General features: G+C 60.9%; 17 protein-coding genes and 1 pseudogene. All 18 read left to right on the forward strand.

Annotated features, from left to right (window positions below; all coding sequences use genetic code 11):
- Positions 1–2 precede the first annotated feature (2 nt).
- On the forward strand, positions 3–1802 hold the full coding sequence (locus tag LB564_RS16900) for a helix-turn-helix domain-containing protein (RefSeq protein WP_224539394.1): 1800 nt from the start codon (positions 3–5) through the stop codon (positions 1800–1802).
- Between the two features lie 155 nt (positions 1803–1957).
- Positions 1958–2935 (forward strand): flavin reductase family protein, encoded by a 978-nt coding sequence (locus LB564_RS16905; RefSeq protein ID WP_224539396.1) that lies wholly within the window; start codon positions 1958–1960, stop codon positions 2933–2935.
- Between the two features lie 22 nt (positions 2936–2957).
- Positions 2958–4469 (forward strand): aldehyde dehydrogenase, encoded by a 1512-nt coding sequence (locus tag LB564_RS16910; RefSeq protein WP_224539398.1) that lies wholly within the window; start codon positions 2958–2960, stop codon positions 4467–4469.
- A 32-nt stretch (positions 4470–4501) separates the two neighbouring features.
- A complete protein-coding gene (locus LB564_RS16915) occupies positions 4502–5578 on the forward strand; it encodes an LLM class flavin-dependent oxidoreductase (RefSeq protein WP_224539400.1) in 1077 nt (358 codons plus the stop codon).
- 2 nt (positions 5579–5580) lie between these two features.
- Complete coding sequence (locus LB564_RS16920) at positions 5581–6408, forward strand: alpha/beta fold hydrolase (protein WP_224539800.1); 828 nt, start codon at positions 5581–5583, stop codon at positions 6406–6408.
- Between the two features lie 258 nt (positions 6409–6666).
- On the forward strand, positions 6667–7500 hold the full coding sequence (locus tag LB564_RS16925; protein ID WP_224539802.1) for a transporter substrate-binding domain-containing protein: 834 nt from the start codon (positions 6667–6669) through the stop codon (positions 7498–7500).
- Positions 7501–7552: 52 nt separating this feature from the next.
- A complete protein-coding gene (locus tag LB564_RS16930) occupies positions 7553–8527 on the forward strand; it encodes an amino acid ABC transporter permease (RefSeq protein ID WP_224539402.1) in 975 nt (324 codons plus the stop codon).
- Complete coding sequence (locus LB564_RS16935) at positions 8524–9267, forward strand: amino acid ABC transporter ATP-binding protein (protein ID WP_263493362.1); 744 nt, start codon at positions 8524–8526, stop codon at positions 9265–9267. The genes LB564_RS16930 and LB564_RS16935 overlap by 4 nt, the downstream gene beginning before the upstream one ends.
- A 123-nt stretch (positions 9268–9390) precedes the next feature.
- A pseudogene (locus tag LB564_RS16940) lies at positions 9391–9764 on the forward strand (IS110 family transposase); the annotation flags it as partial.
- Between the two features lie 543 nt (positions 9765–10307).
- Entirely contained in the window at positions 10308–10988 is a 681-nt protein-coding gene (locus tag LB564_RS16945) for a carboxymuconolactone decarboxylase family protein (protein WP_224539404.1), read from the forward strand.
- A gap of 140 nt (positions 10989–11128) precedes the next feature.
- Entirely contained in the window at positions 11129–11956 is an 828-nt protein-coding gene (locus LB564_RS16950) for a BTAD domain-containing putative transcriptional regulator (RefSeq protein WP_224539406.1), read from the forward strand.
- Between the two features lie 349 nt (positions 11957–12305).
- Positions 12306–12983 carry a DUF6008 family protein gene (locus tag LB564_RS16955; RefSeq protein ID WP_224539408.1) on the forward strand — a complete coding sequence of 226 codons (678 nt, stop codon included), beginning with the start codon at positions 12306–12308 and terminating at the stop codon, positions 12981–12983.
- A 213-nt stretch (positions 12984–13196) separates the two neighbouring features.
- The gene (locus tag LB564_RS16960) at positions 13197–13406 is read left to right on the forward strand and encodes a hypothetical protein (RefSeq protein ID WP_224539410.1); all 210 of its coding nucleotides are present in this window, start codon (positions 13197–13199) and stop codon (positions 13404–13406) included.
- A gap of 1 nt (position 13407) precedes the next feature.
- A complete protein-coding gene (locus tag LB564_RS16965) occupies positions 13408–14397 on the forward strand; it encodes a DUF1702 family protein (RefSeq protein ID WP_224539411.1) in 990 nt (329 codons plus the stop codon).
- A complete protein-coding gene (locus LB564_RS16970) occupies positions 14394–16346 on the forward strand; it encodes a CRTAC1 family protein (protein ID WP_224539413.1) in 1953 nt (650 codons plus the stop codon). Before LB564_RS16965 ends, LB564_RS16970 begins: the two co-directional genes overlap by 4 nt.
- Complete coding sequence (locus tag LB564_RS16975; protein ID WP_224539415.1) at positions 16346–17338, forward strand: hypothetical protein; 993 nt, start codon at positions 16346–16348, stop codon at positions 17336–17338. Before LB564_RS16970 ends, LB564_RS16975 begins: the two co-directional genes overlap by 1 nt.
- Positions 17335–22935: a type I polyketide synthase gene (locus tag LB564_RS16980; RefSeq protein WP_224539417.1), complete on the forward strand. Its 5601-nt coding sequence runs from the start codon at positions 17335–17337 to the stop codon at positions 22933–22935. Before LB564_RS16975 ends, LB564_RS16980 begins: the two co-directional genes overlap by 4 nt.
- The gene (locus LB564_RS16985; protein ID WP_224539419.1) at positions 22932–23435 is read left to right on the forward strand and encodes an acyl-CoA thioesterase; all 504 of its coding nucleotides are present in this window, start codon (positions 22932–22934) and stop codon (positions 23433–23435) included. Before LB564_RS16980 ends, LB564_RS16985 begins: the two co-directional genes overlap by 4 nt.
- Positions 23436–23466 lie beyond the last annotated feature (31 nt).

Here is a 23466-nt window from a genome sequence, read left to right on the forward strand (position 1 = left end):
GCGTGGACCACGAGTCGCAAATTCTCTCTTTGCGGGACGCCGCCAGCCTCATCAATTCGGGTGGCGATCTCCAGTCAGTGCTGCGCGACCTCGTGTTGGCAGCCTGCCGCCATGCCAAATGGACCCTGGGCTCGATCATGAGCATCGATGCGCCGCATGGCCACGCATATGTCATCGTCCGTCACGACCCGACGCTCATCCAACGCATGCTTCCGGACCGTTGGGAACTCGCGACCAGTCCTTCGATCGTGGCGCTCAACCGCAACGAACCCGTCTACATCAGGGATGCGCGGGTGTCCGAAGAGTTTCCGGGCTATCGACGCGAGGCGTTCGAGCGCGACTACCGCAGCGTCCTGGTGATGCCGATGAACTGCGTCGATGAAGACGGCCGGCCAATGGTGCTGACCGTCGTCTCGCGCGAGATCACCGAAGTGAGCGCCGAGGATATCGCCTTCATCGGCATGATCGTGCATCTGGGCGAGATCGCGGTGGAGAAGCAGCATCGCCTGCGCCAGGAGAAGCAAGCCGGCGAGCGCCTGCAGCGCGCTTTGCTGGCGCACACCACGCTTCTTCAGCAGGCCCTGTCGGAAGGATCGGTGGTCTCGCTCGCCGAGAAAGTCGGCGAGTTGTTGCCCAATCCGGTCGTGGTCATCGATTTCCACGCCAACCTAGTCGTGGCTGGCCGCTCGCCGAGCGAAGCGCATTTTGATGCAGCGACCTGGCAACAAGCCGTCAGCGGCGTGCTCAACCGGCAGGTATTCAAGGTCGCGCGCGGCGCGTCCGAGACGCGCCAGAGCGAGACGCTGTTCGTCGACGGCGGCACGCACCGGCTCAAGCTTTCGGTGCGCATCGAGCCGCTCACAATCGATGACGAAGTGGTTGGCGCGCTGATGATTTTTCCGACGCCACAGCAATCCGGCCAACTCGACCAGATGCTTCTCGACAGCGCCAAATTCGCGCTCAGCGTGCAGATGATGCGTAGCTTCGTCCGCTTCCGCTTCGAGACCAGATCGCTGACCGAGCTTTTCCTGGAAGTCGTCGAGCGCCGCTGGCGCGACGAGGCCGATATCGTCAATCACGCGCGCCGCTTAGGGGTCAACCTGACGACGCCGCAGAGAATGATTGTGGTCGACTACGCCGACGAGGCCGGGAACGGCGGCAGTGGTCTTGCTGATCCGCATCATGCCCTTGTCCGGCTTCTGGAACAGGCAGGCATGGCAGGCATCGTTATCGCCAATGAAGGCGGCCTCGTCTGTCTCGTTGCAGACGATGCCGGTCAGGACAGCGTCCGTCTCGCGAAATTGCCGAACAGAATCGCCGCGGAGCTTGGCCGCTATTTCGAACGTGAGCCGGCGGTCCTCGTTTCCGAAATATGCGCCGCGCTGGCCGATTACCCGACGGCGTGGGAGCGTTGCCGCCGCATGATCCGCATCGGCCGCTCCTTCGGGCGCACCGGCGTCTTCGCCGGCCAGGATTTTGGCCCGCTGCCGATGCTGGTCGCCGCCGCCGATGTGCCCGACGTGCGCAACTTCGTCGACAAAAGCGTCGGCGCGCTGGCCGCACATGACCGCGAGCACGGCACGCCTTATCTGGACACGCTGTTTGCCTATCTACGCGAAGGCTGCCGCAGCCAAGCCTGCGCCGACGCCCTCGGCCTGCATGTCACCACCTTGCGCTATCGCTTGTCGCGCATGGAGGAGTTGTTCGGCATCCGGCTCGACACGCCCGAACAGCGCTTCGCGGTCGAGCTGGCGATCCGACTCAGCGGCATCATCGACAGCCCCGTGCCGACGGTCCGCTAGAACCGGGCCATCCCAACATTCCGCCGACATATGGTGCGTCGCGCTCGCGCTTGCTCGGGATGGCAGCAGACTGTCGCGAAGTCTTTCCTACAGATCGGAGGAAGAAGCCGTGCCGGCTCCTGCCTAGGTTCCATACCGCAATGTGGAGGAAAGCGATGGCGGACGCGGTGGCACAAAGGACGATCGACCCGATCGCTTTGCGTCGCGCCTTCGGCACCTTCGTCACCGGAGTCACCGTGATCACCACGCGCGACAGCGACGGCAATCCACGCGGCATGACGGCCAATTCCTTCACTTCCGTCTCGCTCGATCCGCCGCTGCTACTGGTCTGTGTCGGCAAATCGGCGGCGAGCTTTCCAGCCTTCAGTGAAAGCCAATCCTTCGCAGTCAATTTCCTGCATGAGGGGCAGGTCGATGTTTCATCGGTGTTCGCATCGAAGGCTGCGGACAAGTTCCAGTCGGTGAACCACGATCGCGCCCACACCGGCGCGCCGGTCCTCACCGACAGCCTGACCTGGTTCGATTGCACCGTTCACAATCGCGTCGAGGCCGGCGACCACATCATCCTGATCGGTCAGGTGCAGGCCTTCGGAACCAGCCCGTCAGCGCCGCTCGGGTTTTGCCGCGGCCGCTACGCCAGCGTGAAGGATCCGCTGCCGGCCGGTTGGCTGGCCTCGCAAGACATGATCATCGGCTATCTGGTCGAGGCTGGCGATCGCATCCTCTTGCGCAACGACGGTAAAGGCGGCTGGATGTTGCCGACGGCAAGGCGCCGCAAGGCGGATAGCAACCTGATCCTAGATGGCGGCGAGGCGCTGAGCCTCGTTCCCGAAAACACCTTCCTCTATTCGGTTTTCGATGTCGCCGACAGCGATCCCGGCTACCTGATCTACCGTGCCGAGCTGAGCCGCGAGGGTGCTGAAGCCGCCCTGCCGGATGGCCACGCCTTCTTTCCAGTCGACATGCTGCCCTACGAGCGGATCGCCACGCACGAGCTGCGCGCCATGCTGCGTCGCTATGCGCGCGAGCGGCAGGACAAGCGCTTCGGCATCTACATGGATACCGGCGACGGCGGCCGCGTCGCAATGATCGACGGCCAGTCGCAATCGTGGACGCAGGCCGCGTCCGAATGATGATCCACGCAGGGCAGACAGCATGAAAACGACGGTCGCATCGCTCGAAGGCTCACGCCAGAACCTTTTCATCAACGGCGCGTTCGTGGCGCCGAGGAGCGGGCAATATATCGACAGTTTCGACCCGACCACGGGCAGGCCCTGGTACCAGTTCGCCGAGGCCGACGCCGAGGATGTCGGCGCGGCGGTCGAGGCGGCTCGCGAGGCCTTCGCCAATCCGGCCTGGCGACGTATGACCCAGACCGACCGCGGCAGGCTGGTGCGCCGCCTGGCGGAACTGGTCCTCGACAATGCCGACGAGCTGGCGCTGATCGAGACACGCGACAATGGCAAGCTGCTCAAGGAAATGCGGGCGCAGATGCGCGCCATGCCCGACAGCTACACCTACTTCGCCGGCATGGCCGACAAGCTGCTCGGTGACACGATTCCCGTCAACAAGCTCGACATGCTCAACTTCAACCTGCGCGAGCCGATCGGCGTCGTCGGCATGATCACGCCGTGGAATTCGCCGCTGATGCTGCTCACCGGCACGCTGGCGCCCTGCCTTGCGCTCGGCAACACAGTGGTCGTCAAGCCGTCCGAGCATGCTTCGGCCTCGACACTCGCTCTGGCGGAGTTGATCATGGAAGCCGGTTATCCCGCCGGGGTCGTCAACGTCGTGACTGGCACGGGAGCTGTCGCGGGCTACGCGCTGACCAGGCATCCAGGCATCGCCAAATTCGTCTTTACCGGTTCGACCGCAACCGGGCGGCGCATTGCCGCCAATGCGGCGCAGAACCTCATCCCCTGCTCGATGGAGCTTGGCGGCAAGTCCCCTCACGTCGTCTTCGGCGACGTCGACATCGATCATGCCGTGAACGGCGTTGTGTCCGGTGTCTTCGCGGCCGCGGGCCAGACCTGCGTCGCCGGCTCGCGCTGTTTCGTAGAGGCGAGCGTCTATGACCGCTTCGTCGAGGCGCTGGTCGAACGCACAAGGCGGGTGCGGGTCGGGCTGCCGATGCTGGAGGACACCGATATCGGCCCCCTCGCGCTGTCGGCACAGCTTGCCAAAGTGGAAGGCTATGTCGCTTCCGGTGTGCGCCAAGGCGCGCGGATCGCGGCCGGCGGCGAGCGTCCGCAGGCGGACGAGCTTGCCGGCGGCTGGTATTTCGAGCCGACGGTGATGACCGAGGCCGAGAACGGCATGGAGTTCATGCAGGAGGAGCTGTTCGGCCCTGTCGTCGGCGTCATCCCGTTCTCGTCGGAAGACGAGATGATCCGGCTCGCCAACGACACGCGCTACGGGCTCGCCTCCGGCATCTGGACACGCGACATCAACCGCGCACTGCGCTTCGCCAGGGACGTCGAGGCCGGCACGGTCTGGATCAACACCTATCGCGCCTCCTCCTTCATGTCCGCCAATGGCGGCTTCAAGGAGAGCGGCTACGGGCGGCGGGGCGGCTTCGACGCCATGGAGGAGTTCTCGCGCCTGAAGAACGTCGTCATCGACTATTCGGGCGCCATGCAGGACCCGTTCGTTATCCGCCTTCGCTGACCAAGACCCGACGCAACGACCGGGAGACCGACATGCAATTCGCCGTATCGCTGACCATGGAGCGCTTCTCGCCCGATATCCCGATGGCAAGGGTGAAGAGCAATCTCCTGGACCTCGCGCGCATGGCTGACGAGGGCGGTTTCGAAACGCTGTGGACGGCGGAGCATCATACGATCGAATGCACGATCTCGCCCAACCCGCTGATGACGCTGACCTGGCTTGCCCAGCACACCGAACAGATCCGGCTCGGCACCTCGACGCTGGTCGCGCCCTACTGGAGCCCGATCCGGCTGGCGGGGGAGGCCGCGCTTTGCGACCACCTGACCGGCGGGCGGCTGGAATTCGGCATCGCGCGCGGCTCCTATCAGTATGAATTCGACCGCATGGCCGGCGGCATGCCGCAGCAGGAAGGCGTCGCCTATCTCAAGGAGTTGGTGCCGGCGGTGAAGAGGCTGTGGGCCGATGACTATGCCCATGACGGTCACTACTGGAAGTTCCCCTCGGCCGCCGGCGTGCCGAAGCCGCTGCAGAAGCCGCACCCGCCGATCTGGGTGGCCGCTCGAGACCCGGGCACATTCGACTGGGCGGTCGGCATCGGCGCCTCGATCCTGTCGACGCCGCTCTCGGCGCCGGCGGCGGAGATCGCCGTGCTCGGCGAGAAATTCCGCAAGGCCGTGGCCGATCATCCGGAGGTGCCGCGGCCGCGCCTGATGATGCAGCGTCGCACCTGCGTCTACGAACGGGCGCAGGACTGGGAGGTCGCGGTCGGGCATGCCATCGACTATGGCCGCGCGTTCGAGAACCTGTTCCAGAACATCGGCACGGTGCGCAGCGGCTTTCCCGAAGCCGTGCCCTACGACAGCGTCAAGGGCAAGAACAACTACAATCCCGAAAACATCCGCCGCAACCTCATGTTCGGTACGCCGGACGAGGTGATCGAGAAGCTGCTCGACTATGAAGCGGCCGGCGTCGACCAATATTGCCTCGGCCTGACGTTCAACCTGCCGTTCGAGCTGCAGAAGAAGACGATCAAGCTTTGGGTCGACGAGGTGATGCCGGTCTTTGCAGCGCGCGAGCGAGACAAGGCGCGTCAGGCGGCGAGGGCGTGAGAGTGGCGCGTTCCGGCCAGCTCGATGTCGAAGGCGTGCTGCTCAATTGGCGCCTCGAAGGCGAAGGCGGCGTGCCGCTGGTCTGCATCCATGGCGTCGGCTCCTATCTCGAAGCCTGGAATGGCGTGGCCGAGCGGCTGAAAGATCGCTTCGCGGTCCTTACCTTCGATTTGCGCGGCCACGGCCGCTCAAGCCGGGTCAAGGGCCGCTACGAGATCGATGCTTTCGTCGGCGAGACGCTGGCCCTGGCCGATCATCTGGGGTTTTCCACCTTCAATCTGGCAGGGTTTTCCTTGGGCGGTCTGATCGCGCAGCGCCTCGCGCTGACGCATGCCGAACGCCTGCAAAAACTGGTGCTGCTGTCGACGGTCGCAGGCCGGACGCCGGAGGAGCGGCATGCGGTGCGCGGCCGGCTGGCGGCGCTGATGGCGAGCGATGCATCGGCGCATCACGCCGCCTCGCTGTCGCGTTGGCTGACGGAGGATTTTCAGAACAGGAACCCTGAGATCATCGCGGAACTGCGCCGGCGCGACGCCGAGAACGACCGTGACTGCTATGCCGCAGCCTACCGGGTTCTCGCCGAAACCGATTTCGGCGGCATCCTTGACCGCATTACCTGCCCGACGCTGATCGTGACCGGCGAGCACGACCAGGGATCCAGTCCGCGCATGGCGCGGCTGATGCACGAACAGGTTCAAGGTTCGCAAATCGCCATCCTGCCCAGGCTTCGCCACTCGATCCTGATCGAGGCGCCGGCTCTCGTCGCCGACACGATGGCCGACTTCCTGCTGGGCGTCGATCACGCGAGAGGGGCCGTCGCCCATGGTTAGCGATCTTCGCGGAGCAGGTGAGGGTGTTTTGTTCAAAGCACCGGGCGGCACTTCGCTGGCAAGAGGCCAAAGCTTTCCCCGTGAGCGAGGGAATGATTGCTGCAGACATCCGCAGCGGAAGACCTGCTCGGCGCGGGCGTCGCTAAATCCGCGGGCCATCCGGAGGATGTCGATCTCGTCGGCAAGGGATCGCGAAGTCATGACCGGCTGAACGGCCATGAGCGCATGGGACTGAACAAACAACAGGGGAATACGCACATGACATTCTGGAACAGACGACAAATGGCGATGGCCGCGCTGGCGCTTGCACTCGGCGCATATCCTGCCCACGCCGGCGCGGTTCTCGACCGCGTGACCGCGGCAGGCACGCTCAAGGTTGCGACGGACGCCAACTGGGCGCCACAATCCTTCGTGAACGCCAACAATGAACTCGACGGCTTCGACGTCGACGTGGCCAAGGCGATCGGCAAGCATCTCGGCGTCAGGGTCGAGTTCGTCACGCCTGGCTGGGACATCATCACCGCCGGCAACTGGGCGGGGCGCTGGGACATGCATGTCGGCTCGATGACGCCAACCAAGAAGCGCGCCGAAATCTTCGATTTCCCGGCGGTGTACTACTACACGCCGGCCGCGGTCGCCGTGCACAAGGACAGCAAGGCCAAGACCCTGGCCGACCTCGACGGCAAGGTGGTTGGCGCCACCAGCACGTCCACCTTCGAAGCCTATGCGAAGAAGGATCTGACGCTCGACGCCGCCGGCGCGCCGGCCTTCGAGTACAAGCTCAACCCGAAGGAAGTCCACTCTTACGAGAACTCGACGACGGCCTTCGACGACCTTCGCCTCGGGGATGGCGTGCGCCTGGACGCGGTGGTGTCGTCGTTGCCGTCGATCCTCGATGCCGTGAAGGCCGGCTATCCGATCAAGCAGATCGGCGATCCGGTGTTCTACGAGCCGCTGGCGATCGCCATCGAGCATGGCGATCCGGAACTGTCGGCCAAGATCGCCGACGCCGTGAAGGCGATGAAGGCGGATGGCACGCTGAGCAAGCTCTCGGAAAAATGGTACGGCCAGGATTATTCGAAGACGAACTAGCCCTTCAAAGGCGGCCTGCCCTGGCAGGCCGCCGAACCGCCGGTGCTCAAAGATGCTCTATCCGGATACCGTCGAGGCCGAAGTCCTCGTTCACAAGCCCTGGTTCGTGGCGACGATCTTCGGCATCGTTCTGCTCGTCTTCATGGCTTTCAACATGTCGGGCACCAGCTTTGCCGAACTCATGCGTCCGATAATCGGCGAACCGTCGACGAGCGGCCTCTACGGGCGCTTTGCCATCGGCTTCGCCATAGCGGTGATCTTCACGCTGAACGTCGTGCTGATCGGCTTCGCGCCGCTCAAGCTGCAGATCGGCATCGTCTGGCTGGAGCTGCTGCTCCTGTTCATCGGCTTCTTCGAAACGTTCCATCTCAGCCTGCCTTTCATCCGCGAGAAACTGCCGTTCCTGATCAGCCAGGGCGTCGTCACCACGCTCTACGTCTCGGCGATTTCCATCGTCATCGCTTCGGTCATCGCGGTGGCGGGCGCCGTCGCCAAGCTCTCCAACAATGGCTTCGCCTACGCGATCGCCAGCTTCTACACCTCCTTCTTCCGCGGCCTGCCGCTGCTGATGCAGGTCTACTTGATCTATCTTGGACTGCCGCAGTTCGGCTTCGTCATCAATGCGGTCCCAGCCGGCATCCTGGCGCTGTCACTCTGCTACGGCGCCTACATGACCGAGATCTTCCGCTCCGGTATCCAGAGTATCGATCGCGGCCAGTGGGAGGCTTCGCGCTCCATGGGGTTCGGTTTCGCCTTGACCATGCGCCGCATCATCCTGCCGCAGGCATTGCCGGTCATCATTCCGCCGACGGGCAACCAGTTCATCTCGATGCTGAAAGATTCCTCGCTGGTATCCGTCATCGGCGTTTGGGAATTGATGTTCCTGGCGCGCACGCTCGGCCAGAAGACCTTCCAGCACATGGAAATGCTGATCTCGGCCGCCATGATCTATTGGATGCTGTCTATCTGCCTCGAACTTGTCCAGTCCCGGATCGAGCGTCACTATGCCAGGAGCAAGGTGCGATGACCGCCCAAGCCATCATTGAAGCCAGGGCCGTGTCCAAATGGTACGGCCAGTTCCACGCGCTGAAGGACATCAACCTGACCGTCCACAAGGGTGAACGCATCGTCATCTGCGGGCCTTCAGGCTCCGGCAAGTCGACATTGATCCGCTGCTTCAACCGCCTTGAGGCGCATCAGGCCGGCGAGATCGTCGTGAACGGCGTTGCCCTGCATGGCAAGATGAGCAACGTCGCCGCAATACGTTCCAACGTCGGCATGGTCTTCCAGCACTTCAACCTGTTTCCGCACATGACGGTGCTGATGAACTGCATGGCCGGGCCGATGTGGGTCAAAGGTGCCTCCGCCACGGAAGCGCGCAAGACCGCGCTCCAGTTCCTGGAACGTGTGCGCATTCCCGAGCAGGCGAACAAGTTCCCCGTCCAGCTTTCCGGCGGCCAGCAGCAGCGCGTGGCGATCGCTCGCAGCCTGTGCATGAAACCCGATGTCATGCTGTTCGACGAACCCACATCCGCCCTCGACCCGGAAATGGTCTCCGAGGTGCTGGAGACGATGACTGGACTGGCGCGCGACGGCATGACGATGGTGTGCGTCACACATGAGATGGGCTTCGCCCGGGCGGTGGCCGATCGCGTCATCTTCATGGACGCCGGACAGATCGTCGAGGAGGCCACGCCTGACGAGTTTTTCGGCCACCCGCGCCATGATCGAACAAAATTGTTCCTCAGCCAGATCTTGAAGCATTAGCCTTCCGGGAGAAGTCTGCTTTTCGACTCTGCTTCGGAACAGTAATAGTCCGCTTGTGATGCGGTGGACGGCTCTCCTCCCGCGCTGCGGTGTGATCGTGGGGGCCAGAGCTGGAGGAGATCTATGACGGGCAACGTTACGACGAATGGTCTTGATGTTGCGAAGTCAGTGTTTCAAGTCCACGGGTGCTGGCCTTCTTCAAGAGCCTGCCACGTTGCCTGGTCGGTATCGAAGCCTGCAGCTCGTCGCATTATTGGGCGGGAGAACTGACTGCACGTGGCCATGATGTCAGGCTGCTGCCGGCACAGTACGTGAAGCCTTATCTGAAGCGGCAGAAGAATGATGCTGCAGATGCAGAGGCGATCTGCGAGGCGGTCACACGGCCGACCACGCGCTTCGTGCCGGTGAAATCACCCGAGCAGCAAAGTGTGATGATGCTGCGCCGGGTCCGGTTAATGCTCAACCGCCAGCGCACGCAGATATCGAACGCGTTGCGGCACACCTATCATACCGGCTAGGCATCTTCCGGAACGAGCACGCGACTACATTCGCCGAACGGCTTTTCTTGTTGGCGCGCGGATGAGCGGGCATTTGTCTACCGATGCACTTGATCTTGATCACTGCCTTGATCTTGAATTCGAGCCACAGACTACGACGCCTCGAGCAACAGTGGAAAGGCGCCGGAAATTGATCCGAAGCTAATCAGGCGACTTGCTCTGCCCCCGCTCACCGAAACCGACGACGCATTGTTCCGTTAGCGCCTGCGCGCAAACATTAACGTGCCTGAATTTGTGCGACGCAGCCTCTGATTTGCTGCGTGCCAGGGCCAATCGACGTGTAGCACAGGCAGCCTGCATCATCGGAACCGGCAGCCCTGTTCCTCAAGTCGTCAGGCCAACCTATGTCCTCGCTCCAGCCTGGGGACCGCGCGGATCTAGGACATAGTCGAAAGATAAAGTTGCAATTCCTTCGTGACCGGGTAGGCACAACACGCATGCATTCAATCCGATCTGGAGCACATGCAGCACAGGGACGAGTCGATGGGTGAGCACCAGCACGCGAGACAGGCTGAAAGAACGTTGCGGGCGACCGAAACCCCGATCGTGGACGGACTGCCGGACTTTCCGGGAATTCTGACCGCCATGATGATTTCAGCGGATCTGGCGACGCCGCTGAGGTTGCTTGCCGACGCCCTCCTTGTGAAGCCATTTCCAGGCTCGACATTAACCAGGCCCGAACGTGAGCTGATTGCAACGGCAGTATCCGCCGGTAATGACTGCTTCTATTGTATGGACACGCACGCTGCGTTTGCGGACGCGCTGCTGCAGCGAGAAGGGGTTGGCGCGGACCGCTCGCGAGGTCTGGTTGACGAAGTAAAGGATGGCAGACTGACCGGTTTGGCTGAGAGGACGCGGCAGCTCATTCGCATCGCCTTGATAGTCAGAAGTAGTGGTCGAAAGCTTGCCGGGCGTCACATCGCCGCGGCTCGCTCTTCCGGTGCCAGCAATGCCGATGTGCAGCTGACGATTCTGATCGCATCGGCGTTCTGTATGTACAATCGAATTGTTGACGGATTTCGCGCGCGTACGCCGTCAGACCCCACTGCATTCGGGGAGCGCGCCCAGCAGATCGCAAGCTATGGATACGCGGACCCACGTATCACAGCAGTGCCAACTGCCGCGTCATGTGTGCCGGCCATGTCTTATTTAAGCCTCGCCTGATAAAATACTAGGAAGTCAGATCGATCCGTGATTTTATGGTGAGCGAACTCTGCATTATTGTCAGACAGCAAGCAACATCGCGATCGGCCAAGTGAAGAGAGGGCCGGCGCATGCGGTTCCCTTGTGTTTGGGGGTAGGTCGTGCTGCAGGTCAATCTATTGGGATCGTTTGCGATCACGGTGAACGGTCAGCGGGTCCATTCCGACCTCGGTCCTTCCGGGCAGAGGATGGCCGCATTCCTGTTTGCTTTCCCCGGAAGGCTTCACCGTCGGGAACGGATTGCAGATCTCTTCTGGCCGGAGATGAACACCGAGAGGTCGCGGGCCGCATTGAACTCGGCGCTATGGCGCCTCAGAAAGATCCTCGGCCAGGAGCCGGAGAGCAATGGCGGCAGAAATCTGCGGTCGATTGGCGACGATGTGGTGCTGGACCAGGAGTCATGGCTACATGTGGACTCCAGCGCGGTCACCGCGCTGGCAAAAAAGCTGGCTGCCGGATCAGATCCTCGGGAGACGCCATCGCTCGCTGCCATCAGAGCTGCAATCGAATTGTATCAGGGACCGTTCCTCGATGGCGAGGAAAACTCTCTGTTTCTGGAAGAACGCGAGAGAGTTCATACGTGTTTTGTCACGCTCGCCCATAACGCGCTGGCCCGATATGTCGCGCAAAAAGACTATGCCGACGCCATTGCCGTATGCCGCACGGTCCTGTCATTTGATCCGTTCCGCGAGTTTTTCGTGCGAAATATTCTGGGCCTGTTGTGTCTGGATGAGCAGCGCGCCGAGGCAGCTAGGTTTTTCGACCGGTGGCAGAAAGTACTTCGTACGGAAATCGGAGTCGGGCCGATGCCCGAAACGGCCCGACTTTTCCAGCTCGTCCGGGAATGTGACAACTACGACGACATAGAGTCGATCCGGCGGGCACTGTGTCTTGAGAAGGCTGGCGCGCTGACTTCTCACGCTTTGTAGCGAGGGCATGCAAACAGCGTCGAAGCGGACCGGCTGACTTATGTTCGCAGAGCTTCATGGTCGACAGCGCTCGTTTCGTATCTCACGCGGTCCGCCCTGCAGTTGGGCATTCTGAGAGGCAAACCTCCTGATCGGAAATTCTGTCCGGTCGATCAGTGACCGCTCCCGCAAATCATGAACTGACGGAGGGAAAGTGGTGGCGCCCGCTGGGTTTATCGATCAGAATTTCATCTCGGGATAGTGTCGTTGCCATGGAGTATTTCGTGAGGGTTCGGGAATTCTGGCGCGAGGGTTGCAGCCTAGGCTCTGGCCTGCGACGACCTCATCGCTACCGAGCCTGGAACCCGAGATGGCCACTTCAGAACTCTCCCAAACCGCCGAAGTTACAAATTTCAAGCTTGTATTCGGAACCATTGCCGCTCTTAGCCTGATTTTCCAGGTTGGCCATTTCGCGGAGCACGCGTTCCAGTTTGGCGTGTGGGTCCTTGGCGACTGGTCGAACATCTGCGGCCGGGACACGCCGTGGATGTCGCCATGGGTTATGAATCTCGTTGACAAGGTCGGTCTCATCGTCGCACCTGCCGCCGATCCTGCGCGCCGCACGATGCTGGGCATGGAGGTCCTGCATCTGATCGGCAACGGAATTTTTCTGACAGGTCTGGTCTGCCTTTATGTGTGCCTGCCCTCGAAATGGGTGCGCTGGGCCTTGTACATCGAGACTTTCCATCTCTACGAGCACATCATGCTTACCACGAGCGCGTTCTTTGTCGGAAAGCCGATCGGAATGAGCACCCTGTTCGGAGCGGCTGGTGTTATCGGCAGCCGGGATTTCGCAGTAGGATTCAGGGTGACCTGGCATTTTGCCATGAACCTGCTGCCAATGCCCTTCGCAATGATCGGCATCATGGGATATGAGCGCATGCGGAATGCGCTGGCCGAAAGAAACTCTGTCGGCCCCTTTCGTGGGCTGCGACTGGTATCGGCCCGCAATTCACTTGAGGGCGAAGATCCCGGGCCAGGCAGATGAATTTCTGCTGCTTCTGGCGGTGGTTCAGCAAAATTCCGGGCATACCTGCATGGGCGCGCGGCATCTGTCGAATATCGCGAACCCTGCAGGTCGTGAGGCTCTCGTGAGAATCTCCCGAGAGGCCTCACTCTGTTCCCCCACTTCGCCGCGACGTATTGATGAGACTGCGCACACGACCTCACGAAATACTCCACCTATCGAAGGAGCCTGGTCGTGGGACAAAAGAAAGAGTCGGGCCAGCCGGACAGGGTGTTCGTACTCCGCTTCTGGCTGGACCCGGGAGGTGAGGCACGCACCTGGCAGGGAGAGGTCAAGGAGCTTGGTGCAAGCAGGCAGTCTGACCAGCGGTTCAAGGTGTCCGGCGTGTCGGGTGCCTGCGAGGTCATCAATGCGCAACTGAAAAGACCGGCCATGAGGGAATGACATGATCCCCCTTCCGTTCGACCCGTTTGATCCCCCGATGCTGTCGCCTTCAAGAATGCTGTGGGGCCTCCTTCTCCTGTCGCCTTCGGAAGCCAGTTTTGAACGACGCGGTTTCAACTCGCCATCGAAGGAGCGAAGAACCCGGCTCGAAATAATCGGCGAGGCCTTTATCGCGGGCTATAACACGGCTCTGCTTGCCAGGAGCGCCGCAGAGGTACGCGTGGCCACTGCCGACATTGATCCGTTCTTTCGGGGGTTCGCGGTCGAAGGCAGCGCCATGGGGGTGGCGGTCCATGACGCGTTCTCGTTGCGGCGACCGGTTCTTCCCGAATTGCTGGCCGAGTTTGATCCTGATTTCACCTATCTGGCCCACGTTGGGTGCGGATGGGCCATGGCACGATTGCCATGGCGCAGGACACCCATACTGAGAGTTCTCGATCCGGTCCTACGCTGGCTCGCGTTCGACGGAATGGGTTTTCACGACACATACTTCAGGCCACGTCGCGTCCTGTCATTGTGGCGAAGGGTCAGGACTGGCTACGGCGGGCGCGCGTACGACCAGGGTGTAGGTCGCGCACTATGGTTTGTCTGCGGCGGCTCACTCTGGGATGCTGTTCTGGCAATCCGGCGATTTCCTCCATCGCGACAGGGCGATCTCTGGGCCGGGCTCGGTCTCGCCATGGCGTATGCCGGTTGTGGTGACCAGGCAGATTTCAGAATCGGCCTGAAAGAGGCGGCGTCCGACAGGCGGCATTTCGCACAAGGTATAGCATTCGCCTGCGAAGCGCGCGCGCGCGCCGGTGCGCCACCTCAGGTTGCCGACCTTGCGGCGATGACTGTCTGCAACATGTCGGCCCTTAAGCTCTCCCGGCAGGTCACGACAGCTCGGGAGGGTCTTTCCCAGGTCGATCCCGATGTTCCGGACTATGAAGTCTGGCGAGACCGGACATCTTCTTCGCTGGCTGCCGGGCGACTGGAGGCTGCCGAATGAGACGCTTTCTTTTGCGGCACGCAGCAAAAATCGCGACCCTGTCGATAGCCCTGGCGCTCTACCTCGCTGCGTCTCCGGGTCACCTCACGGCGCAAGCCTCTGCCGATCTGGCTGCGCCGCTAAGATTGTCGCCCACCTATCTCCAGCCAGCGGACACGGGACGGCCTTTCAGAACAATCCGCGACGTCAATCCTTCGCTCAGGCGCATCGATGGATGGATCTCGTCGGTAGGTGCCGGAATCGCCCTTGCAGACATTCAGGGTACAGGACTGCCGGCTGACATATGCCTGGTCGATCCGCGCAACGACAGCGTCACCGTGTTGCCGGCTCCGCAGACCGGCGATCGCTTCGCGCCATTTGCTCTGGAGGCTCCCGACAGAGGCTTTGACAGCCGGACAATTGCGCCAATGGGCTGTCTTCCCGCGGATGCCAACGAGGACGGCCGGATGGACCTGGTCGTCTACTACTGGGGCAGAACGCCGGTAATTTTCCTTCGCAACGATCGTCCGGCTCTTGATGCCGCGGGATTTACGCCGATCGAACTGGTTGACGCTGCGGAGATATGGAATACGAATGCGGCCATTCTTGCCGACGTTGATGGCGACGGCCATCCGGATCTCGTCTTCGGGAACTACTTTCGCGATGGCGATCGGGTCCTTGATGCGCTATCGGACAAGCCGGTTGCAATGCAGCACTCCATGTCACGCGCCGAGAACGGCGGCAGGAACGGGCTGTTCCTCTGGCAGTATGCGACCAAGACTTCTGTCGCCTACCGGGACGCAAGCACCGCCTTTACCGACAGTATGGCAGACGGCTGGACATTGGCGCTTGCCGCGCGCGATCTGGATGACGCCTCGCTTTCAGGCGAGATGCAGAAATTTCGCGGCCTGCCGGAGATCTATGTCGCCAATGATTTCGGCAACGACCGGCTTCTTCTGAACCGGTCCAGTCCTGGCAATCCCCACTTCCAACTGGTCGAGGGAACCAGGACTGTTGGCGTTCCGCGTTCCAAGGTGCTGGGTCTGGATTCATTCAAGGGGATGGGCGCCGATTTCGGAGATCTGGTCGGCGATGGCCGGCCCGCCCTTGCCGTAAGCAACATCTCGTCACCTTATGCTCTTCTTGAGAGCAATTTCCTGTTCGTCAACAACGGTGACGACACCGCTTGGCTCAGAGATGTCGCGCCTTACGTCGACCGGAGCACGCAGTACGGGATCTGGACGAGCGGCTGGGGCTGGGACGTTAAGTTTGCGGACCTGCTGAATTCCGGACGACCGGCTATCCTGCAGGCCATCGGGTTCCTGAAGGGGACAACGAACCGATGGCCCGAGCTCCAGGAGCTTGCGATGGGCAACGACGAGCTTCTGAAGTTTCCTGCAGCCTGGCCCCGTTTTTCTCAAGGGGATGAACTTTCCGGGCGGGATCATGATCGCCTGTTCCTTCCGACGGGAGACGGGAAGTATTCCGATGTCTGGAATTTTCTCGGACTGGATTCAGAAACTGTTTCGCGGGGGATTGCTACTGGCGACGTCTATGGCGATGGCCGGCTTTCGGTTGCTATCGCGAGGCAATGGAGTCCCTCACTCTTCCTGAGAAATCGTTCGGAGAACGTCGGAAAATCGATCGTTGTTGATCTGAGAGTGCCAGGAGCAGTGGCGGGTACAAGGCCTGCAATTGGCGCGGAAGCGAGCGTCACTCTTTCCGATGGCCGTGTTGTCACCTCGGTCGTGGACGGAGGGTCCGGTCACGCCGGCAAGCGTGCGCCCGAAATCCATCTCGGTCTGGGCAAGGTGGCCTCCGACGCGCAATTCGATGTGCAGTTCAAATGGCGCAGCGCTTCTGGCCAGCAGACTGTGACGATGAAGCTGACGCCCGGGCGGCACCGGATCGTGCTAGGCGGCGCACTAGCCGCTGCTTCGCAGGATACCACCGGGAAGAGGGGTGGCTGATGTCAATAGAAACAACTGCACCGACTGCTCGAGGCGTTGACCGGTTCGAAGCTGTTGCGGAACGCTGGTATTCAGAGAAACGTCTGGGCGGTCTGTCCCGCTTTGCTTTTGCGATCACTGTGCTCAACGTTATTGGCCACGGCTTTCTGGGGTTCGAGCAGTCGTGGGTCACCCCTTTTGTCGCGGTCGGAACAACCTATTCCGTAGATCTGATCGGCGAGACCCTGGAAGCGCACGCTGCCGGACGCAAACCGCGTTACGCGGGCGAGTTCCTCAATCTGGTGAGGTTTCTGCTGCCGGCTCACATCAGTGGACTGGCGGTCGGCATGCTGTTGTATGCGGCCGATAATCTGGCCGCCGTTGCTTTCGCGGCCAGCGTTGCGATGGGATCAAAATATGTATTTCGGGTAGTTCAGGGGAAAGACAGGGACGGCAAACCGGTTCAGAGACATTTCCTCAACCCGTCGAATTTTGGCATTACGGTAACGCTGCTGCTGTTCCCGACAGTCGGCATTGCACCTCCTTACCAGTTCTCCGAGAACACATGGGGTTTCGTTGACTGGCTTCTGCCGCTTGTCATCGTCGGAACCGGAAGCTACCTCAACAGAAAAGCAACCGGCAGGATTCCGCTGATACTTGCATGGGTCGGGGCGTTCGCTGCGCAGGCGATCATTCGTGCCGCCATCAACGGCACACCTATTACATCCGGCCTTGTGCCGATGACGGGCTTTGCTTTCATACTGTTCACTTTCTACATGATCACCGATCCGGCGACGACCCCTGCCCGAACGCGCAGGCAGGTCGCTTTCGCTGTTGCGGTCGCTCTTGCATACGCAGTCCTCATGGAACTCCACGTGGTTTTCGGGCTGTTCTTTGCGCTCACTGGCGTGACCGCAGGACGGGGAGCATTTATGGCAATGGCAAATGTGGGTCTCAAGGTGCGGTTTGCCGGCCAGAGACGAGGGCCCGCTGCCCTCTCGCCGGGCGAATGATGATGCCGCAAACCAGGATTGCCATCGTCTCGCTGTCCTGCCGGTTTCCTGATGCGGAGAGTCCAACAGCGTTGTGGCAGAATGCAATGGAAGGGCGAAGGTCGTTCCGGTCCATCCCTAGGGAGCGACTGAACCTCGAACAGTATGCAGAATCCCTTCTCGGCGAAGCCGACTCGATCGCGCCGGTGATGGCGGGGCTCCTTACAGGCTGGGAATTTGACCGCGCACGATTTCGCGTCCCCGCGCCAACCTTTCAAGCAACCGACATGGCTCATTGGCTAGCACTTGAACTTGCAGCCGACGCGATCAGCAGGGCGGGCCTCGACAGACTTGATCGCAGCCGGACGGCGGTGATTGTTGCAAATACCCTGACCGGTGAATTCAGCCGGGCCGCGATGCTCAGGCACCGGCTGCCCTTCCTTGACACGATGCTGGCAAATGCCGTCGAGACCGAGGGCATCGAGTCGACTGTCGGAGCGAGGCTTCGGCAGGCTTTTGGTCGGGAGATCCGCCGGAAATTCCCGGCGCCAAACGAGGACAGCCTTGCCGGTGGACTGGCGAACACCATAGCGGGCAGAATTGCTAACCATTTCGATTTGCGAGGCGGCGCATACACTGTCGACGGCGCATGTGCATCTTCGCTGGTTGCGGTGGCTGATGCAGCGAATCTGCTCGCATCTCATCAGGCCGATGCAGTCGTTGTTGGCGGTGTTGATCTCAGCATTGATCCATTCGAGCTGGTTGGATTCTCTCGAAACGGTGCGCTTGCCATAGGTGATATGCGGGTCTTCGATGTCAGCTCGAGAGGCTTCTGGCCGGGAGAAGGAGGAGCGTTCGCCGTAATTGTGCGAGACTGCGACGCAGGCCGTGCCGGTCTCGACCGGCTGGCCGTGCTCCGTGGCTGGGGAATGTCTACGGATGGAGCAGGGGGATTGACCCGGCCATCCAGCACGGGGCAACTTCTTGCATACAGGAGAGCCTACGAAGGCGCCGATGCGGATCCGGCGGATCTGGCCTTCGTCGAAGCCCACGGCACCGGGACTGCTGTAGGCGACCCAACCGAAATACAAGCTCTGGCTTCATTGCGTGGCGCGACATCGAATCCGCTCCTGATTGGATCCATCAAGGCAAACATAGGCCACACGAAAGCTGCGGCCGGTTTCGCGGGCCTGGCAAAGGCGATCGAGGCTTTGCGACAGGGTGTCCTGCCGCCTCATGTCGGGTGTCGTGATCCGCATCCGGCCTTTGCAGAAACAGAAAACAGAATTCAGCCCTCACTCATTCCAAAACGGATTGATGGGACTCTCGCCGGCGTGTCGAGCTTTGGGTTCGGCGGAATTAACGCGCATATCGTCATCGAGCAGGTCGGCAAACCCCGGAGGACGTCGGTATCGCTGCGCGCTCCCGCTGCCTTTGATGCAGAACTTTTCCTCTTCTCGGGCACTCAGCGAGATGAAGTCGCGCGCGATCTGGAAGTCCTGCTGGCAAGGGCATCGTCGATCTCGACCTCAGAACTTTCCGAGGCTGCGGCAGCCGTATGCCGGCGACAGTCCGGCGGGAGCGTCAATGTCGGCATTGTGGCCTCAGACGCCGGAGAACTCATTGATCGGCTATCTCATGCCAGGTCCGCGCTCGAGAACGGGCGGCCAGTATTCTGGCGGGAGCAGGGCGTGTTCGTGGGGGATGGAAGCGCCCCTCCCCGAATAGGCTACATCTTCCCCGGACAGGGGGCGCCATCGCATATGGATGGAGGACTCTGGGCGCCATGCTTTGGCGCTGCCGATGAGTTCCGCCGCCTGCTGCCAAAGGATCAGCAGCACAAAAGCATTGCCACTGAAGTCGCGCAGCCCACAATAGTTGCCGCCAGCATGGCGGGACTTGCAGTTCTCGACAGCATTGGCATTAACGCCGAGACGGCAATTGGCCACAGTCTCGGCGAGATTTCCGCGCTTTCGTGGGGCGGCGCGATAACCAGAAATGATGCGATTGCGCTTTCCGCGATGCGCGGCACGATCATGGCCCGCTATGCTGTGCCTGGCGGCTGCATGCTGCGCGTTGCGCTGTCTTCGCGAGAAGCGGAGGCGATCGCTGCGCCGGTCGGCGATGTTGCGGTGGCATGCGAGAATGGTCGCGCAGAAACCGTTCTGTCTGGGCCATCGCGATCGATTGAGCGCCTTGTTTTGCTCCTTGACCACGCGTCTATCGATTACACGCGGCTTGCGACATCGCATGCGTTCCATAGCGCGGACATAGCGCGGGCCGTTGATCCGTTTCGGCAGGCACTTGAAAGTGTTGCTCTGGGCCAGTGTCACAAACTCGTTCTTTCGACCGTTACAGGCGCCCCGATTGATGAAACTGTTGACCTGCGCACGCTTTTGACAAGCCAGCTTGTCGGTAGGGTGCGCTTTGAGACGGCGCTGGTAAACGCGCGACAGCATGCGGACATTTTTGTAGAAGTGGGCCCGGGTCACGGCCTTGCCAGACTCGCCGAACTGTCAGGGGTGCCGACGTTACCCATTGACGCCTTCGGGGCGTCGGTCGCGCCACTGCTTCTGACCCTTGGAGAGCTTCATGCCAAGGGGCATCATATTGACGCGACGCCGCTCTTTGCCGAGCGCACCATCCGGCGCTTTGATGCCTCGATCCCCTCGTTTCTGACCAGTCCGTGCGGCTCAAGGGACACAGGCAGGACGCAAGCACCATCCCTGCCTCCTGTAGCTTCGAAAGCGAGCAACCATGTCGCGGATGACGCGCCATCGACGGTGATTGCCGAGACGGTGATTGCCGACAGTCTTGGGGCCATTCTGTCATTGATTTCAGCTCAGACAGGCCTTCCCCACGAATCAATCGGCCCCGACGACAGGTTTCTGGATAGTCTGCACCTGAACTCATTGTCCGTGTCACGGATCGTGATTGCTGCGGCCAGAGCGGTCGGCGCCCGATCTCCGAGGGCGCCTACCGAGTTCGCAAATGCGACCCCGCGCATCCTGGCCAGCGCGTTAGACGAACTGCGCGAGTTCAGTCAGGCAAAAGGTGATCTTGATCGTATTGCAGGGGTCCGCCCGTGGGTGGACACATATTCGATGCGCTGGGCAGATGTGATGCCGTCCTCTCTGATCTCCGAAGCGGTGATGTGGTCAACCGTTGCGGTTTCAGAGGAGCAGGACCTGTCTGCGCTGCCCGATACACGCGATGGCTGGCTCCTGCGGCTGCATGGCTCATTCTCCCGGGCAACTGCCGAGTCATTGATTGCTATCGCTGCCGAGGCTGCCCGCCGCGGAGTCCGGAATCTGGGCATCGTTCACAGCGCAGCACCGATATCGGCCTTCGCGCGGTCACTCGCACTGGAGAATGCCTTCCAGACGGTTCGCGTCCTGGGTGTGGTCGAGGGCGACGGAGACGACCAGTCGTTTGAAAATGCGCTTCAGGCGCGGTCGGGACGATACACTGAGTTCCGGTTTGACAAGGAAGGGTCGCTGAAGTCGCCGGTGTTCGTTCCAGTCTCCTCATCAAGCGATGCTTCCGGTTTAGCCATTGGTGCTGGCGACGTCGTAGTGGTGATTGGTGGAGGCCGCGGTATTACGGCCGAATGCGCTCTGGAGCTCGGCAGAAAGGGTGCCGCGCTGATACTTGTCGGGCGGTCGCCCGCAGAGAGCAAAGACGTTTCCGACACTCTGGAACGGGCTTCGAAGCTGGAGGTTCGGTGTGCATATGTCTGTGCCGACGCATGCGATGCTGCGCAGCTGGAAGCCCGACTGGTTCCTGCAATCTGCGCAATAGGGAAACCGACGGTGCTTATTCACGCCGCAGCGGTGAACGAACCGATGCAGATCGCGAAAGTCAACGCGCTCACTGCGCGTCGCTGCCTTGCGACCAAGCTGGATGCGTTCACAAATGCGATCTCATCGTGTGGCCCCTCGTTGCGAAAGGTTCTCACCTTTGGCTCTCTGATAGGTCGCATCGGACTCGAGGGCGAGGCGCACTACGCGCTTGCAAACGAGGCGCTCTCAGATGCTGCCGTGACGTGGGCAAGCGCGGCGCCGGGTCGCTCTGCATTGGCACTGGAATGGTCGATCTGGGGCGGGATCGGCATGGGCGAGCGGCTCGGGACTATCGAGCGCCTTGTGGCCCAGGGGGTCGATCCCATTTCTGTCGACGATGCACTCGCCAAATTCGATCAGCTTGTCCAGGCAGGGGCCGAAGGTACGATCGCCGTGACGAGCCGCTTCGGTCAGCCTCGTGACCTCGATCTGGGTCGAGCAGATCTGCCGTCCTTGCGCTTCGTGGATCGTCCGCTCCTTTACTATCCAAACAAGGAAATCATCCTGGAAACGGATATTTCGAGAGGCCGCGACCGCTACATAGACGATCATGTCATTGCTGGTCAGGCGATACTGCCAGGCGTCATAGCTCTGGAAGCAATGGCGCAAGCCGCGTCGTGCCTATGCAATGGCGATGTCATCACGTCGATAGAGAGTGCGTCTTTTGAGCGTGCAGTCCAGCTGGACATGAGACAGACGCCGCTTCGTCTGGCGGCACTGCGCCGTGAGGGTCGTATCGAGGTAGCCCTTTCTGCAGGCGCAGACGACTTCAGCGCTCCAGCCGCGCGGGCCGTTTTCAGGCATCTATCCAGGCGACCCGACAGTGCAACGGCTAGTCCTCGCCGGGACCTGGACGGACAGGGGTTTGATGCGAAGTCACTCTATGGCCAGTTATTCTTTAATAGAGGCCGTTTCCAGCGGATTAACCGGTTCTTTTCGTTGAGTTCGCGCCACGTCGTCGCAACCCTTCTGCCAGACGTAGGGGGTGGGTGGTTTGGCTCCTACGAAGCAAAGGGACTAGTCTTGGCAGATCCGGGTGCCGCAGACGCCTGCCTGCACGCGTTGCAGGTGACAATCCCGCACAAGCGCGTGGTGCCGGTCTCGGTTGAACGTGTTGACCTGATGAACGGCGGTCCGCCGGCTCTCGTTCGCGCTGTCGAACGCGAGGTGCGATCCGGCTATTATATTTTCGACATCGATGTTGAAGACAGTGAAGGCCGCTGCGTCCAGCGCTGGAGCCGCGCGGCTTTCCGGTCGATCGGCAAAGTGGATATTGCCAGCACGCTCAAGAGCGAATTCTGGCTGAAGGCGCCATTCGTGGAGCGATCCGCCAGGGAAGCGTTCGATGACGACAGTATCAAGGTCGCAATAATTAACGACGACCTGAACACGCGCGAAAAGCGGCGCGTTTCAGCCTTCGCCGTCCTTGGGATCACAGACAGCATAGATCGCCGTTCAGACGGGCGGCCGATCCTGAGGAATGGCGAGGGGTTTATCACTCTCGCACACCGGGAAGGGATGACACTCGCCCTGTCGGCGGACAACCACATAGGCTGCGATCTGGAGACTGGTGACGCAAGCGGCGCACAATACCGGTTTGCAGCGATCGAAGCGTGTCGGAAGGTGGGACGGCAGGCCACAATTCGTCCGACAGAAGAACTTCGCCGCGGGGAACCCTTCCAAGTTGATGGCGTCGACCTTCTGCTCGTGGACCTTCCCGACCAGGAAAGCGGGAAAACGATCGCTCTAAGCTCGATCCGGGGGTTTAAGGCATGAACGAGCAGATTGGCCGAACCGGGCATGTCTCGCTCATCGGGAAGCCATTTATCTATCGACACATCGTCTCGTTCGAGGAAACCAATGTTGTCGGAAACGTCTATTTCGCGCGACACGTTGCCTGGCAAGGACGTTGCCGAGAAATGTTTCTTGCTCAACACGCGCCGTCTGTAATCGATGATATATCGCACGAGCTTAGGCTTGTAACTATCACGGTTAATTGTAATTACTTCGACGAAATATACGCGCTGGACGAAATAGAAATTACGATGCATTTGTCGTACATTCGTCGTCATCGGATAGGTCTCGATTTCGATTACTCGAAGGTGTTAGCAGGTCGAAAGGTGATCGTTGCCCATGGGTTTCAGGAGATTGGCTGCATGCGCAAAGATCGGGATGGCATGTCACCGATCGCCCCTCCAAAATCGCTTGCAGACGCGTTGGACCAATTTGCAGCTAGGAACAGTCAGCAACAGTTGCACTTCCCGGTAGGGGGCTAACGAGGCCGACTTTGTCAGGACCGACCGAACG

The organism is Mesorhizobium sp. ES1-6, from assembly GCF_020164775.1.
GTDB lineage: Bacteria > Pseudomonadota > Alphaproteobacteria > Rhizobiales > Rhizobiaceae > Mesorhizobium.